Source organism: Streptomyces sp., assembly GCF_019510245.1.
Classification (GTDB): domain Bacteria; phylum Actinomycetota; class Actinomycetes; order Streptomycetales; family Streptomycetaceae; genus Streptomyces.
Window position 1 is genome coordinate 1 of record NZ_JAEKKT010000160.1, and the last position, 14,714, is coordinate 14,714.

Consider the following 14,714-nt stretch of genomic DNA (forward strand, 5'->3'; position numbering starts at 1 on the left):
AGCCCAGCTCGGGCCGGGACTGCTCGCGACCACGGAACATGATCGTGATCTTGACCTTGTCGCCCTGCTTGAGGAACCGGACGACGTGACCCTTCTTGGTGTCATAGTCGTGCGGGTCGATCTTCGGCCGGAGCTTCATTTCCTTGATGACCGTGTGCGCCTGGTTCTTGCGCGCCTCACGGGCCTTCATGGCCGACTCGTACTTGAACTTCCCGTAGTCCATGAGCTTGCACACGGGCGGACGGGCGTTCGCCGCGACCTCGACCAGGTCCAGGTCGTACTCCTGCGCAAGCTCCAGCGCCTTGGCAAGCGGGACAATCCCGACCTGCTCGCCGCTGGGACCGACAAGTCGCACCTCGGGAACGCGAATCCGGTCGTTGATGCGGGGCTCGGTGCTGATGGATCCTCCTCGGTAGCACCACACGACAGCCTGGCGGGCAGCCGCGTAACGTCTGTTTCCGTAAGACCTAACCGCACCGAAGCAGAAAAAATGCCCCGGACGATCACAGGCGGGGCTCCTCGAACTACCGGAACACCGCCGCGAGGATCGCGGGGCGCAGAATCGGACGGAACGCCGTCGCCGTGAACGGCGAAGCGACCGTCTGACCGGTGACCCGCCGCCCCGGGGGCAGTCAGGTGGGAGTTCGAAGCCTCCACTTGTGGGCCGGGTCGGCTAGCTGTGAGGCATACCCGTCCGGCCGGTCGTCAGACAAGGCTAGCAGCAAAGCCGGGACAGGGCTAATTGAGACGACCTGGGGCTAGGTGAGAGCCTCCGCACCCCTGCGCCTATCGTGTGGGGCATGAGTGAGACGCCCCTTCCCGGCCCCGGTGACGCCGGGCAGCCCGACTTCGACGAGATGACCCGCGACATCGCCGAGGTCCCCGCGGTCGAGGTGATCGTGACGGTCGCCGTCAACCTGATGAGCGCCGCGGCCGTGAAGCTCGGTCTGACCGAGGAGGGGGACAAGTACAAGGACCTGGACGAGGCCCGCAAGCTGGTCACCGCCCTCGCCGGGCTGCTCGACGCGTCCGCGACCGAGATCAGCTCGTTCCACGCGGCCCCGCTGCGGGACGGCCTGAAGTCGCTCCAGCTGGCCTTCCGCGAGGCCTCGATCGTCCCCGACGAGCCCGGCCAGGGCCCCGGCGAGAAGTACACCGGCCCCGTCTACGGCTAGCCGCCGCTCAGTCTCTTACGTACAAGGGCTCGCCCGGAGGCGTGGTCCCGGCCGGCAGCAGTGCCAGGTCGAGGCCGCGCACCAGGCGGGCCCGCAGTGTCTCGTCGGCGGCGAGCCGCTCGGCGACCGCCCGGGCGGCCTCGGCGGGCGGCGCCGCGGCCGGGTCGAGGACCAGCGCCAGCGTCCCGTCGGCCGCACCGGGCCCGAGGTGGGCGCGGACCACGGCGGGCTCGGCGGCCACGGCGGCCCGGACGGCCCCGACCACGGCCGGGTCGGCGAGCGGGTCGGCGGTCGTACGCCCCTCGGCGAGGGCGAGCAGCGCGGCACCGGTCAGCTCGAACGGCACCGGCCCCGACAGGTCGAGCACCACCGTGTCGGCCTTCTCGTGCGCGGCGGCCTGCAGCGCCTGGTGCAGGGGTACGGCGACCGGCCGGGCCGCCGGGTCCCAGCGGGCCAGCGACTCGGTGGAGGTGAAGGCCGGCAGCGCGGTGCGGCGGCCCGCCTTCAGGGTGGGGACGGCCATGTCGCTGGTCTTCTCGCGGCGCAGCCCGTGCTCGTCCTCCTCGACCTCGCCGAGCACCGCGACCACCGGGACCAGGAGCCGGGCGCCCTTCAGCGCCTCCAGGACCGGCGCGACGGCGCTTCGGTCCTCGGCCCAGGCGGCCAGCGCGGCGGCCAGCCGTGGGTCGGCGGAGCCGTCGTCGTCGGAGTAGCCGGAGTCGGGAATGTTCTTGTTCGCCACGGTCCCCGACCCTATCGGTGGGATCCTGCTGCGGTTGTGCGGCCCCCGAAACCGCGACGACACGGCTTTCACGGGAATCTCAGATTTCCCTGACCTACTTCTAACGTCCGGCAAACGGCTCGCACAGTCCCCGCCCCGAGCATCGCGGGCATGGACTCCCCCAGAGCCACCCCAGGATCCCGCCGGGCCCGGCGCCGCTCCCGGCCCCGGCGCCGGGCCCTCCTCTACGTCTCGCTCGCCACGGTCGCCGTCGTCGGTGCCACCGCCGCGGGGACCGTGTACGTGAAGGCGCACGCGCGCGACGACGCCGTATCCTCGGCGGCGTCGCCGGCGCCGTCCTCCTCGGCATCGGCCTCGGCGAGTGGGGAGGCATCGGTGGAACCCGTGACGGAGCCGGCCGTGGACCGGGACGCGCTGCTGACCTCGGCGCTGGCGAAGGTGACCGTGCCCTCCGCGGCGAAGGTCTCGGCGGCCGTCCTCGACCTCGACTCCGGTGACAGCGCGGTCCACGGCGACACGGCCTTCGACACCGCGAGCATCGTCAAGGTCGACATCCTGGCGACGCTGCTGCTCCAGGCGCAGGACGCCGGCCGGCATCTGACGGCGACGGAGAAGGCGTACGCCACGAAGATGATCGAGAACAGCGACAACACGTCGGCGTCCCAACTGTGGGGCGTCATCGGCAAGGCGGCGGGCCTGGACGCCGCGAACAAGCGGTTCGGGCTGACGTCGACCGAGGGGGGCGACGGGGCGCTGTGGGGGCTGACGCAGACCACCGCGGCCGATCAGGTCACGCTGCTCCAGCAGGTGTTCGGGGACGACTCGATGCTGAGCGAGGCCTCGCGGGCGTATGTCCAGCGGTTGATGAAGACGGTCGAGTCGGACCAGCGGTGGGGGGTGTCGGCCGCCGCCGACGGTTCGGAGTGCGCGCTGAAGAACGGGTGGCTGGCGCGGAGCACGACCGGGTTGTGGGACGTCAACAGCATCGGGCGGGTGACGGTGGGCGGCACGGACTATCTGGTGACCGTGCTGTCGAAGGGGACCGTGAGCCAGGCGAAGGGGATTGCCCTGGTGGAGGCGGCGGCGAAGGCGGCGGTGGGTTCCTTCACGGAGGCTGACGCTTCTTCCGGGTCCGCGTCGGCTTCGGCTTCGGCTTCGCAGTAAGGGGAGGGGTCGGGGGTTCGCGGGCGAGTGCAGGCCCGGTGGGACCGGTCGCGCAGTTCCTCCCCCAGCCTTCGGCCGGGGGTACCCCCAGCACCCCCTGCGGGGCGTTTCGAGGATGGGCGAGTCAGACAGCCCTGCGGCGGCCTCTCCAGAGCACCACCGCCGCCACCAGCAGGACGCCGCCCGAGCCGCCGGCCAGCGGGGCCGCCCAGTCCGTCGCGCTGGTCGTCTTCTCCTCCGCGTCCGGGCCGGGGCCGAAGTACTTCTTGCGGTAGGAAGCCGACGTCAGGTTCTGCGTCTTCAGCCTGGCCGCGGCCTTGATGGCGGCCGCCGGATCGATCATGCCGAAGCCGCGGGAGTCGTCGCGGCCGCCGGCCGGGGCGTCGCGGGCGGTGTCCTCCAGCAGTTTCTTGATCTGGGCGGGGGTGAGCCCGGGGTGGGCGGCCTTCACCAGGGCCACGGCACCGGAGACGAAGGCGGAGGCGGCGCTCGTCCCCCAGCCCTCGTAGTACTTGTGGTCCGGGTCGGCGATGACGATGTCGACGCCGGGCGCGCTGATCGTGGCGTACCAGCGGCGGGTGGAGAAGCCGGCGCGGGTGCCGAACTTGTCCACCGCGGTGGCGGCGATGACGCCCGGGTAGGCGGCCGGATAGGAGATGTGGTCGCCCTTGTCGCCGCCGTTGCCGGCCGAGGCGACGACCGCGACGTCCTTCTTCAGGGCGTACTGGATGGCCTCGTCCTCGCTGGGCTCGGGGTGCGCGGAGTCGGAGTCGTCGCCGAGGGAGAGGTTGATGACGTCGGCGCCGTGGTCGGCGGCCCAGCGGATGCCCTCGGCGAGGGCGTCGCCCCGGGTGGAGCGGGCCTTGGCGCGGGCGCTGTCCCCGTCTTCGAGGATGACCCGGACGGGGAGGATCCTGGCCTCGGGCGCGACCCCCATCACGCCGTCGCCGTTGCCGACGCCGTGGCCGTGACCGGCGATGATGCCGGCCATGGCGGTGCCGTGCCGGGCCCAGTCGCGGTCACCCGGCCCGGCGCCGAAGCCGATCATGTCCTTGGCGGCCAGGACGTTGCCGACGAGGTCCGGGTGGTCGGCCTCGACACCGGTGTCCAGGACGGCGACGGTGATGCCCCTGCCCTTGGTGGTCCGCCACGCCTCGTCGAGGTGCAGCGCGGACAGGCCCCACTGCTGGGCGCGGATGCTGTCCGCGTACGCGGTCGTGCTCGGCAGCAGGGCGAGCGAGCCGGCCAGCAGCAGGCTCACGGCGGCCCCGGTCGCACGGCGCTTCATGAGGGCGTCTCCGTTGCCGGTCCTGAGATGTTCTGGCGCAGTCGTCGTTCGATGCGGTCGGCCAGGCCCTGCGCCTCGTTGCCGAGGCCGGCCTGGGCCGCGGCCGTGGTGGCGCCGGACGCCTCGGCGTCGGCGGCGGACTGCGGGGTGTCGACGGTACGGCCGTCGGCCCAGCCGGAGACGGCGTAGGCGACGACCGGGGCGTCGGTGAGCACGGAGATCGTCCAGGAGGCGCGCTGGTGCGGGCCGAACCGTTCGGCGGCGGTGTCCTTCGCGGCGTACGGGAGGGGCAGCAGGTCGGTACGGCGGTCCAGGCGCTCGCTCGTGAACCGCTTGGCGAGGGCGGTCATACCGGCCGGGTCGGCCTTCGTGAACAGCAGGCCCACGGTCGTCACGTAGCTCTGGGTGGCGTCGGTGTAGGTGGCGCGGATCAGGCGCCGGCAGCCGACGGGCGCGAGGGCCTTGCGCAGCAGCGGGTCGAAGGCGTCGGTGCAGCCGGTGGCCGGGGCGACCGCGATCCGGGTCCAGGTGCGGTCGGCTCCGCCGGGGCCGGCGCCGGTGCCCTGCACGGTGCGCGGGAACAGCTCGTCGACGGGCACGTTGTGCCAGAGGCCGGAGGCGGAGCTGAAGGTGGTCGCCGCGCCCGCGTCGCCGCCGTCGTCGACGATCCAGCCGCCGGTCACAGCGCCGCCGATGAGGCCGAGGCCGAGGACCATGCAGGCGGCGGCAGCGGCGGTACGAGGCGCCACGCGACCGGCCAACGACAGCCCCCGCCCCCGCTCGTCGTACCCCTCGGGCTCACCGAAGGTCACAACGGGCCGCTCGCGGCCGGGAGTTCCCGCGGAGGTCCAGGACATCGAGGGGTCCGGGGCGAGGCCGAAGGGGTGCGGCGGCAGGGCGGTGTCGCGGTAGGAAGGCGGAACGGGAGTGGAGGCGACGGGCGGCACGGTGGCGGAGCCCGGACGGGCCGGGGCCGGAGCGGCCGAGGGCCGCGGCGGCGCTCCCGCCGCCGACCGTGCGGGCCCGTCGACGGCCGGGAACGCCGTACCGGTGGCCTGCGCGGCGTCGGGACGCGTCCGGGCACCGCTCTCCTGGAGCCCCGCCGGACGCTGCGAACCGGAGGCCACCGGGCCACCCGGCCGAGGCGGCGCCTCACCCCCCGGTGCACCGGCCGCCGGAGGTCCCGCCGGACGCGGCGGAGCACCGGGCACCGGAGCGCTCCCCGGACGCGAAGGGCCATCGGAGACGGCAGACCCCACGGGACGCGGAAAAACGCTCGCCGAACGCGACGAACCGTCGGACACGGCAGACCCCGCAGGACGCGAAGGAACGCTCGCCGAACGCGACGAACCGTCGGAGACAGCAGACCCCGCAGGACGCGAGGGAACACCGGTCGACGCTCGCCCCGCCGGAGGCGGTGCGGTGCCCGTCTGCGGAGGATCCGCGGGACGCGCGGGGGTGCCGGCCGGCGGAGGGGCGGTCGGACGCGGTGGGGTACCTGCCGTCGGGGCGGCCGGCGGGCGCGGTGGCGCGCCGGCGGACGGAGGCTGGGTCGGCCGGGGTGGCGGTGGGGGCGCCTTCGGGGGCGCCGTGGGGCGTGGCGGGGCGGTCGGGACGGGGAACGTCCGCATGTGCGGGCTCCACGCGCTGCCCGAGTCCTGCGCGCCGACGGCGCTGGTCGGGTAGTCGCCGCGCGGCGGTTCGGGCCGTCTCGGCTCGGCCCCGCCGGACGTACCCCCGGTGGGCTCGCCGGAGGGTGCGGACGGCGTGCCCGTACCCGGACGCGCAGCCGACGGCCCAGCGGCGCCGCGCCGCTCGTCCGACGACGGCTCCGGTTCCGTCGCCGCGCGAAGGGGGCGCGGCGGGGCGGTCGGTTGCGACCCGGAATCCGCGCGCCGCGGCGACGGGCCCGAACCGTACGACAGCCGGAACGGCGCGGTCCGCCCGGTCTCCCGCCCGGAGGACGCGGGCGGCACAGCGTGGCCGGGCTCCCGGTCCGAGGACGCCGACGGCCCCCGTAGCTCGGTCTCCCCACCGAAGAGCGCCGACGGCGTCCGCGGCACCGCCCGGCCCCCGGGCTCCCGGCCAGCAGGCGCCGGAGGTGTGTCCGGGAAGCGGGCCGAGGCCGGTGGTGGCGGCGGGGATGCGGTGGAGGCGTCCTGGGGCGGCTGGCCCTGTGGCGGCCGGAGGCCGGGGTGGCGGGGCCGGACGATGCGTTCGGCGGACGTCGAACGGCCGACAGCCCGGTCCCCCGCACCCTGCTCGACCTGCCCCACCGCACCGCCCCGACTCGTCCGGCCATCACGACTCTGCTGCCCGCCGGGCCGTTCCGGCAGCTGGTCCTGCCCGGTGGCCCCGCCCCCGCCCGTGGATACGTCCGGCCGCTGCGACCGGTTCATCCGGGACGGCCGGTCGAAGAACCCGGGCCGGTCCGCCCGGCGGGACGCGCCCGCCGGGTCCGGGACATCGCCGCGGCCGGAACCACCGTCGCCCGGCCAGGTCCCGTCGGGCGCTGTCGCGGGCTTCCCGGGCGGCTCCGCCGGGGTGTGGTCGGGTGAGGGGCGTCGTGGGATCGGGGCGTGCCGCGCTTCGCCGCTCATGCGCCCCCCGTTTCCTCGTGCCCGGGCCAACTCCTCGTACGGGCCGTCGTGCTACCCGGCGCGAAGGCGTCCGCCTCCGGGCAGGCATACCCGTACGCGCGGATCCGCATCCCGGCGCGGGTCAGGCGGCCGGGACGTTCCGCCGTACGTGCGCGTCACTCTACGGGTTGTGCGAGCGCGAACGGCAACCAGTCCGCGGGCCCGCGGCATCTGCCCGGATCGTCCCCCTACCCTGCGGTAATCCTGTCTGGCAGGCTTCGTTCATGACTGCGCGCGCCGCCGACCGGGCCCGTTACGACCGGGCCACCGCCCATCTGGACGCCCCTCTCGCGATCGTTGATCTGGAGGCCTTCGACGCCAACGCGGACGACCTCGTGCGCCGGGCCGGCGGCAAGCCGATCCGGGTCGCGAGCAAGTCCGTGCGCTGCCGCCACCTGCTGGAACGGGTGCTCGCGAAGGACGGTTTCGCGGGGATCATGTCGTTCACGCTCGCGGAGTCGCTGTGGCTGGCACGGTCGGGGTTCGACGACGTCCTGCTGGCGTATCCGTCCGCCGACCGGAACGCGTACGCCGAGCTGGCCGCCGATCCGAAGCTGGCCGCCGCCGTGACCGTGATGATCGACGACCCGGCGCACCTCGACCTGATCGACGGAGCCCGGGACGGCGGTGGCGAAGTGATCCGGGTCTGCCTGGAGTTGGACACCTCGCTGAAGCTGTTCGGGGGCCGGGTGCGGGTCGGGGCCCGGCGTTCGCCGCTGTACTCCCCCGCCCAGCTCGCCGACCTGGCGCGCACCGTGGTCCGGCGGCCGGGCTTCAAACTGGTCGGGATCATGGGGTACGAGGGGCACATCGCCGGGGTCGGGGACGATGTCGCCGGCCGGCCGCTGCGCTCCCGCGCGGTGCGGCTGATGCAGGCCACCGCCCGCCGTGAGCTGGCCGAGCGGCGCGGCGCGGTGGTGCGGGCGGTCCGGGCCGTGGCACCGGACCTGGAGTTCGTCAACGGCGGCGGCACCGGCAGCGTGCAGACCACGGCGGCGGAGGACGCGGTCACCGAGATAGCGGCCGGGTCGGGCCTGTACGTGCCGCGTCTCTTCGACAACTACACGTCGTTCACCGGCCGTCCGGCCGCGCTCTTCGCCATGCCGGTGGTACGGCGTCCGGGTGTGGGGGTCGTGACCGTCCTCGGCGGCGGCTACCCGGCCTCGGGCGCCGCGGGCCCGGACCGGCTCCCGGTGCCGTACCTCCCGGAGGGGCTGTCGTACGACGCCCAGGAGGGCCCCGGCGAGGTGCAGACCCCGCTGCTCGGCTCGGCGGCGGACGATCTGCTGATCGGCGACAAGGTGTGGTTCCGGCACGCCAAGGCGGGTGAACTGTGCGAACGGTTCGCCGAGTTGCAGCTGGTCGAGGGCGACCGTGTGACGGCGACGGTACCGACGTACCGGGGCGAAGGTCACACCTTCCTCTAACCGACCGGACGGATACCGCTGGTGATCTCGTCCATGTCGGACAGCGGCGGTCCGTCCGGGCCCGCGTCGAAGACGAACCGGACGACGACCGGGGCCGGGAGGCCGGTGCCGGACGGGAAGGCCACGGACTGGACGTAGCCGCCCGGTCCCTCGGCGGTCCGTACCCACCAGCGGACCAGGTAGCCGTCGCGGCCCGCCACCGCGACCCGTCCGGACTTGACGACCTGGTGGGACCGGATGCCGCCGAAGGGCCGGCGGCCGCCGGGATCGCGGCCGTAGGCGGCCTCGGCCGCGTCGGGTACGTCCCGTTCGGCGACGGTGCGCGGGGAGACGCCGTCGGCGCTGCCCGCCGTACGGCTGATGACCTGGCCGTGGCGGCACCGGCCGGTGTGGGCCGGGCAGGCGTAGGTGCCGTCGGTGGTCATCACGACGTCGTCCTGGGCGAGGTACGAGGAGCCGGTCCAGCCGGCCGGCACCGGCAGGGTGATGCCGTTGAGCTGGTCGACGACGAGGGACGGGGGCGCCGCCGCGCTGGGGGCGGCGCGGACCGTGGTGCCGGCTCTGCCGCTCGCCTCGTCGGTGCGGAGCACGGTGGCGCCGGAGACTATCGCCGTCGCCAGCACGGCCGCGGCGGATATCAGCGCGACCGCCTTGGCCCGTCCGGACGCCCGCGCCGCCGGGTTCGGCGGCGCGGGGAGGCCGGAGGGGGTGCGCCGGTGCTCGGTCCAGGCCCGTCCGTCCCACCAGCACTCCAGGTGCGGGGCCTCGGGGTCGGCGTACCAGCCGGGCGGCGGCGTCATGCTCACTCCCGCACTGTAGGACGGGGGTGGGGATCGGTACACGGACTCCTAGAGGGGCGTGACGTACGCCCCAGAGATCCCGCCGTCCACCAGGAAGTCGCTGGCGTTGACGAAGGAGGAGTCGTCGCTGGCCAGGAAGGCGACGGCGGCGGCGATCTCCTCGGCCTCGGCGAACCGGCCGAGCGGGATGTGCACCAGGCGGCGGGCGGCCCGCTCGGGGTCCTTGGCGAACAGCTCTTGGAGGAGGGGGGTGTTGACCGGTCCGGGGCAGAGCGCGTTCACGCGGATGCCCTCGCGGGCGAACTGCACGCCCAGTTCCCGGGACATGGCCAGGACCCCGCCCTTGGAGGCGGTGTAGGAGATCTGGCTCGTCGCCGCGCCCATCCGGGCCACGAAGGACGCCGTGTTGATGATGGAGCCCCTGCCCTGCTGCCGCATGTAGGGGATGGCGGCCTTGCAGCACAGGTAGACGGAGGTGAGGTTGACCTCCTGGACGCGCTTCCAGGCCTCGAGTCCCGTCTCCAGGATGGAGTCGTCGTCGGGCGGCGAGATACCGGCGTTGTTGAAGGCGATGTCGACGCTGCCGTAGGTGTCGAAGGCCGTCTTGAACAGGGCCTCGACCTGCTCGGCGTCGGTGACGTCGACCTTCACGAAGAGGCCGCCGACCTCCTCCGCGGCGGCCTTGCCGCGGGTCTCGTCGACGTCGCCGCAGACGACGTGGGCGCCCTCGGAGGCCAGCCGACGTGCGGTGGCGAGGCCGATGCCGCTGCCGGCTCCGGTGATGACGGCGGTACGGCCGACGAGCCGGCGGCAGACGATGTCAGGGGTCTCAGCGGTCACTGTGCGGGGCCTTCCGTGCTGATGAAGACGTTCTTGGTTTCGGTGAAGGCGGTGAGGGCGTCCGGGCCGAGCTCGCGGCCGATCCCCGACTGCTTGAAGCCGCCGAAGGGGGTCCAGTAGCGGACGCTGGAGTGGGAGTTGACGGACAGGTTGCCGGCCTTGACGGCCTGGGAGACGCGCAGGGCGCGGCCCACGTCACGGGTCCAGATCGAGCCGGAGAGGCCGTAGTCGGTGTCGTTGGCGAGCCGGATCGCGTCGGCCTCGTCCTCGAACGGGATGACGACGGCGACCGGTCCGAAGACCTCCTCGGCGGCCACGCGCGCGTGCGGGTCGACGCCGGTGAGGACGGTCGGCGGGAACCAGAAGCCGGGGCCCTCGGGGGCCTTGCCGCGGATGCCGAGCGCGTCCGCGTCGACGTACGAACGGACCCGTTCCAGCTGGGCCTTGGAGATCAGCGGGCCCATGTCCGTCCGCTCGTCGGCCGGGTCGCCGACGGTGACCGACTCGACGGCGGGGGCGAGGAGTTCGACGAAACGGTCGTGGACCGCGCGCTGGACGAGGATGCGGGTGCGGGCGCAGCAGTCCTGGCCGGAGTTGTCCAGGAAGGACATCGGGGCGGCGGCCGCGGCGGCCTCGATGTCGGCGTCGGCGAAGACGAGGTTGGGGCTCTTGCCGCCGAGTTCGAGGGTCACGCGCTTCACCTGGTCGGCGCAGAGCGCCATGATGCGCCTGCCGATCCGGGTGGAGCCGGTGAACACGATCTTGGCGACGCCGGGGTGGCGGACCAGGGCCTCGCCGGCGATGTCGCCGCGGCCGGGGAGCACCTGGAAGAGGTGTTCCGGGAGGCCTGCGGCCAGGGCGAGTTCGGCCAGGCGGAGGGCGGTGAGCGGGGTCGTCTCGGCGGGCTTGAGGATCACCGCGTTGCCGGCGGCGAGGGCGGGGGCGGTACCCCAGGCCGCGATGGGCATGGGGAAGTTCCAGGGGGCGATGACGCCGACGACCCCGAGGGGTTCGAGAAGGGTGACGTCGAGGCCGCCGGGGACCGGGATCTGACGGCCGGTTAGCCGTTCCACTCCCCCTGCCGCGTAGTCGAGCAGGTCGCGGACGTTGCCGGCCTCCCAGCGGGCGTTGCCGATGGTGTGCCCGGCCTCCCGGACCTCCAACCGGGCCAGTTCCTCCCGGTGTTCGTCGACGGCGACGGCGAACCGGCGCAGCAGCCGGGCCCGCTCGCCGGGGGCGAGGGCGGCCCAGCGTTCCTGGGCGCGCGCGGCCCGTCGTACGGCGGTGTCGATGTCCTCCGCCACGGCCCCCGGGACGGTCGCGATCACCTCCTCCGTGGCCGGGTTGAGGACGTCGAGTTCGTACTGTTGCGACAAGGGGTGCCTCACATGCGTTCGAAGGAGCGGCGCAGCTCCCAGTCGGTCACCGCGGCGTCGAAGGCCTCCAGTTCGACGCGGGCCATGTTGCGGTAGTGCGCGACGACCTCGTCGCCGAAGGCGGCCTTGGCGACGGGGCTGTTCTCCCAGAGCTCGGCGGCCTCGCGGAGGGTGGTGGGGACGTGGGCGAAGTCGGCGGTGTAGGCGTTGCCGGGGCAGGGCTCGGGGAGTTCCAGCTGCTGCTCGATGCCGTACAGCCCGGCCGCGACCAGGCCGGCGACGGCGAGGTGCGGGTTGACGTCGCCGCCGGGCAGCCGGTTCTCGAAGCGCAGCGAGCGGCCGTGGCCGACGACGCGCAGCGCACAGGTCCGGTTGTCCTGGCCCCAGGCGACGGCGGTGGGGGCGAAGGAGCCCGGCTGGAACCGCTTGTAGCTGTTGATGTTGGGGGCGTAGAGGAGCGAGAAGTCGCGCAGGGCGGCGAGCTGGCCGGCGAGGAAGTGCCGCATCACGTCGGACATGCCGGGCCCGTCGCTGAACACGTTGGCGCCGTCCGCGTCCGTCAGCGACAGGTGGATGTGGCAGGAGTTGCCCTCCCGCTCGTTGTACTTGGCCATGAAGGTGAGGGAGACGCCCTCCTGGGCCGCGATCTCCTTGGCGCCGGTCTTGTAGACGGCGTGCTGGTCGCAGGTGACGAGGGCCTCGTCGTAGCGGAAGGCGATCTCGTGCTGACCGGGGTTGCACTCGCCCTTGGCGGACTCGACGGTCAGCCCCGCCCCCGCCATCTCGTTGCGGATCCGGCGCAGCAGGGGCTCGATCCGTCCGGTCCCGAGCACCGAATAGTCGATGTTGTACTGGTTGGCCGGGGTCAGCCCCCGGTAGTTCGCGTCCCAGGCCGCCTCGTAGGTGTCCTTGAACACGATGAACTCCAGCTCCGTACCGACCTGTGCGGTGTAGCCGAGTTCGGCGAGGCGCTCCAGCTGGCGGCGGAGTATCTGCCGGGGCGCGGCGACGACCGGGGAGCCGTCGTTCCAGGCGAGGTCGGCGATGAGCATCGCCGTGCCCGCGTTCCAGGGCACGCGGCGGAGGGTGGCGAGGTCGGGGTGCATGGCGAAGTCGCCGTAGCCGCGGTCCCAGGAGGACATGGCGTAGCCGTCGACGGTGTTCATCTCGGTGTCGACGGCGAGGAGGTAGTTGCAGCCCTCGGTGCCGTGCCGCAGGACCTCGTCGAGGAAGAAGCGGGCGGCGAACCGCTTGCCCTGCAACCGCCCTTGCATGTCGGGGAAGGCCAGGACGACAGTGTCGATCTCGCCGCTCGCGACGAGGGTGTGCAGCTCCTCGACGCTCAGCGGGGGTGTGCGGTCTGCCACGGGAGCTCCTTCGGCTTCTTTCGCGATGGTGCTGCTGCGCTTCTGCGGCCGGGCGGGGAGCTCTAAGGTATTGAACAGAACCATTGCTTGGGAAGGGGGTACGGCCATATGTCGCCGGACACGGACGGCGCCCTCGACGACCCGTTGACTCCGGTGCTGCGACCGGTGCGGGCGGGCAACGGCTTCGAGGAGGCGCTGGAGCAGATCCTGCAGGTCGTCCGGCTCGGCCTGGTCCCGGGCGGCGAGCGGCTGCCCGCGGAGCGGGTGCTGGCGGAGCGGCTCGGGATCAGCCGGGTGACGCTGCGCGAGGTGCTGAAGGTGCTCCAGGACCAGGGACTGGTGGAGTCCCGGCGCGGACGGTACGGCGGCACGTTCGTGCTGCCGCGCACGGACGCCGGCGGCGAGGACGAACTGCGGCGCCGGATCACCGAGGTCGACATCGAGGACGTGCTGCGCTTCCGGGAGGTCCTGGAGGTGGGCGCGGCGGGCCTGTGCGCGTCCCATGGCCTGAGCGGCGAGCAGACCCTCCGCCTCCGCGAGGCGCTGGCCCGCACCCACGAGGCACCGCTGGCGGACTACCGCCGCCTCGACACCCTGCTGCACCTGACGCTCGCCGAACTGTGCGGCTCCCCCTCCCTCACCGCCCAGTACGCGGCCGTACGGGCCACGGTCAACGACCTCCTCGACTGCATCCCGCTCCTGGTCCGCAACCTGGAACACTCGCAGCGCCAGCACATCGCGCTGGTGGAGGCGGTGCTAGACGGGGACGCGGACGGCGCGCGGGAGATGATGCGGGAGCACTGCGCGGGGACGGCGGCGCTGCTGCGGGGCTTCCTGGCGTGACGGCCCACGGGCATGCCATAAAGGTACGCACGCACACCTTTGTGACTCGGGAGGGGTCCATGACCGGACGGCCGCTGATCGGCGTGAGCACATACCTGGAGGCCGGGACGCGCTGGGGCGTCTGGGAGCTGGAGGCGGCCCTGCTGCCGGCCGGCTACCCACGGCTGGTCCAGCGGGCCGGCGGCCTGGCGGCCATGCTGCCGCCGGACGCCCCGGAGCACGCGGCGGCGACGGTGGCCCGGCTGGACGGCCTGGTGATCGCGGGCGGCCCGGACGTGGAGCCGGTCCGCTACGGCGCCGAGCCCGACCCCCGTACCGGGCGCCCCGCCCGCGCCCGGGACGCCTGGGAACTGGCCCTCATCGACGCGGCGCTGGCCGCGCACGTCCCGCTGCTCGGCATCTGCCGGGGCATGCAGCTGCTGAACGTCGCCCTCGGGGGCACGTTGGTCCAGCACATCGAGGGGCATGCGGAGGTGCCGGGGGTCTTCGGCCGCCATGAGGTGAAGCCGGTCCCCGGGACGCGGTACGCCGAGACGGTCCCGGAGGAGACCTCGGTCCCCACCTTCCACCACCAGGCGGTGGACCGCCTCGGCGACGGCCTGGTCGCGTCTGCGTACGCGGCGGACGGCACGGTCGAGGCGGTCGAACTGCCCGCCGTGCGCGGCTGGGTCCTCGGCGTCCAGTGGCATCCGGAGATGGGCGAGGACCTGCGCGTGATGCGAGCACTGGTCACCGCAGCGTCGGGGTCCTGACCGGCGTTCCCGCCCCCGCCGCCCCTACCCGTCCCATCCTCCAGGGGGTGGGCCCCCTTCGACCGCCCGCTCCGGGGGCTGCCGCCCCCGGCCCCCCGCATCGGCCTACGGCCTCGTCCTCAAACGCCGGACGGGCTGGAGGGGTGCCGTCCGCCCTACGTCCTCAGACGCTCGAACAGGACGAGAGGTGGCACCGACCGGCCTTCGCCCTCAGACGCCCGAACAGACTGAGAGACAGCGCCGACCGGCCTTCGCCCTCAGACGCCCGAACAGACTGAGAGATAGCACCGACCCGCCTTCG

At 73.5% G+C, this 14,714-nt stretch carries 13 protein-coding genes; 5 read left to right on the forward strand and 8 right to left on the reverse strand.

Annotation, left to right across the window (positions count from 1 at the left end):
• Positions 1 to 424 (reverse strand): translation initiation factor IF-3 (gene infC / locus JF597_RS30420; RefSeq protein WP_294002698.1); only part of this gene is annotated, 424 nt, incomplete at its 3' end.
• Between the two features lie 376 nt (positions 425 to 800).
• On the opposite strand from infC, the gene JF597_RS30425 reads away from it, so the two are divergent.
• Positions 801 to 1,175 (forward strand): DUF1844 domain-containing protein, encoded by a 375-nt coding sequence (locus JF597_RS30425; RefSeq protein WP_217550395.1) that lies wholly within the window; start codon positions 801 to 803, stop codon positions 1,173 to 1,175.
• A 7-nt stretch (positions 1,176 to 1,182) separates the two neighbouring features.
• Here JF597_RS30425 and JF597_RS30430 read toward each other — a convergent pair whose 3' ends face one another.
• On the reverse strand, positions 1,183 to 1,917 hold the full coding sequence (locus tag JF597_RS30430) for an SseB family protein (protein ID WP_294002703.1): 735 nt from the start codon (positions 1,915 to 1,917) through the stop codon (positions 1,183 to 1,185).
• A gap of 150 nt (positions 1,918 to 2,067) precedes the next feature.
• Here JF597_RS30430 and JF597_RS30435 point away from each other — a divergent pair, with 150 nt between their 5' ends.
• Entirely contained in the window at positions 2,068 to 3,081 is a 1,014-nt protein-coding gene (locus tag JF597_RS30435) for a serine hydrolase (RefSeq protein ID WP_294002706.1), read from the forward strand.
• 124 nt (positions 3,082 to 3,205) lie between these two features.
• Here JF597_RS30435 and mycP read toward each other — a convergent pair whose 3' ends face one another.
• Together mycP and JF597_RS30445 are read right to left on the reverse strand one after the other, a co-directional pair.
• Positions 3,206 to 4,369 (reverse strand): type VII secretion-associated serine protease mycosin, encoded by a 1,164-nt coding sequence (gene mycP / locus JF597_RS30440; protein WP_294002708.1) that lies wholly within the window; start codon positions 4,367 to 4,369, stop codon positions 3,206 to 3,208.
• Positions 4,366 to 5,496: a hypothetical protein gene (locus JF597_RS30445; protein WP_294002710.1), complete on the reverse strand. Its 1,131-nt coding sequence runs from the start codon at positions 5,494 to 5,496 to the stop codon at positions 4,366 to 4,368. The genes mycP and JF597_RS30445 overlap by 4 nt, the downstream gene beginning before the upstream one ends.
• Positions 5,497 to 7,232: 1,736 nt before the next feature.
• Here JF597_RS30445 and JF597_RS30450 point away from each other — a divergent pair.
• Positions 7,233 to 8,435, forward strand: coding sequence for an amino acid deaminase/aldolase (locus JF597_RS30450; RefSeq protein ID WP_294002712.1), 1,203 nt, complete (start codon positions 7,233 to 7,235; stop codon positions 8,433 to 8,435).
• On the opposite strand, the gene JF597_RS30455 is transcribed toward JF597_RS30450, so the two are convergent.
• From JF597_RS30455 to JF597_RS30470, 4 genes are read right to left on the reverse strand one after another with little or no spacing between them, the layout of a single operon-like run.
• On the reverse strand, positions 8,432 to 9,235 hold the full coding sequence (locus tag JF597_RS30455; RefSeq protein WP_294002790.1) for a DUF2510 domain-containing protein: 804 nt from the start codon (positions 9,233 to 9,235) through the stop codon (positions 8,432 to 8,434). The genes JF597_RS30450 and JF597_RS30455 overlap by 4 nt on opposite strands.
• 48 nt (positions 9,236 to 9,283) lie before the next feature.
• Positions 9,284 to 10,075 (reverse strand): 3-oxoacyl-ACP reductase, encoded by a 792-nt coding sequence (locus tag JF597_RS30460; protein WP_294002714.1) that lies wholly within the window; start codon positions 10,073 to 10,075, stop codon positions 9,284 to 9,286.
• Complete coding sequence (locus JF597_RS30465) at positions 10,072 to 11,451, reverse strand: aldehyde dehydrogenase family protein (RefSeq protein ID WP_294002716.1); 1,380 nt, start codon at positions 11,449 to 11,451, stop codon at positions 10,072 to 10,074. Before JF597_RS30465 ends, JF597_RS30460 begins: the two co-directional genes overlap by 4 nt.
• 8 nt (positions 11,452 to 11,459) lie before the next feature.
• Positions 11,460 to 12,818, reverse strand: coding sequence for a glutamine synthetase family protein (locus tag JF597_RS30470; RefSeq protein ID WP_294002718.1), 1,359 nt, complete (start codon positions 12,816 to 12,818; stop codon positions 11,460 to 11,462).
• Positions 12,819 to 12,926: 108 nt separating this feature from the next.
• On the opposite strand from JF597_RS30470, the gene JF597_RS30475 reads away from it, so the two are divergent.
• Positions 12,927 to 13,661 (forward strand): FCD domain-containing protein, encoded by a 735-nt coding sequence (locus JF597_RS30475; RefSeq protein ID WP_294002720.1) that lies wholly within the window; start codon positions 12,927 to 12,929, stop codon positions 13,659 to 13,661.
• A 59-nt stretch (positions 13,662 to 13,720) separates the two neighbouring features.
• Complete coding sequence (locus JF597_RS30480; RefSeq protein ID WP_294002722.1) at positions 13,721 to 14,413, forward strand: gamma-glutamyl-gamma-aminobutyrate hydrolase family protein; 693 nt, start codon at positions 13,721 to 13,723, stop codon at positions 14,411 to 14,413.
• The last annotated feature ends 301 nt before the right edge of the window (positions 14,414 to 14,714 follow it).

Coding starts and splice junctions, on each gene's coding strand:
- JF597_RS30425 (WP_217550395.1), top strand. CDS start 801: ATGAGTGAGACGCCCCTTCCCGGCCCCGGTGACGCCGGGCAGCCCGAC.
- JF597_RS30435 (WP_294002706.1), top strand. CDS start 2,068: ATGGACTCCCCCAGAGCCACCCCAGGATCCCGCCGGGCCCGGCGCCGC.
- mycP (WP_294002708.1), bottom strand. CDS start 4,369: ATGAAGCGCCGTGCGACCGGGGCCGCCGTGAGCCTGCTGCTGGCCGGC.
- JF597_RS30450 (WP_294002712.1), top strand. CDS start 7,233: ATGACTGCGCGCGCCGCCGACCGGGCCCGTTACGACCGGGCCACCGCC.
- JF597_RS30455 (WP_294002790.1), bottom strand. CDS start 9,235: ATGACGCCGCCGCCCGGCTGGTACGCCGACCCCGAGGCCCCGCACCTG.
- JF597_RS30475 (WP_294002720.1), top strand. CDS start 12,927: ATGTCGCCGGACACGGACGGCGCCCTCGACGACCCGTTGACTCCGGTG.
- JF597_RS30480 (WP_294002722.1), top strand. CDS start 13,721: ATGACCGGACGGCCGCTGATCGGCGTGAGCACATACCTGGAGGCCGGG.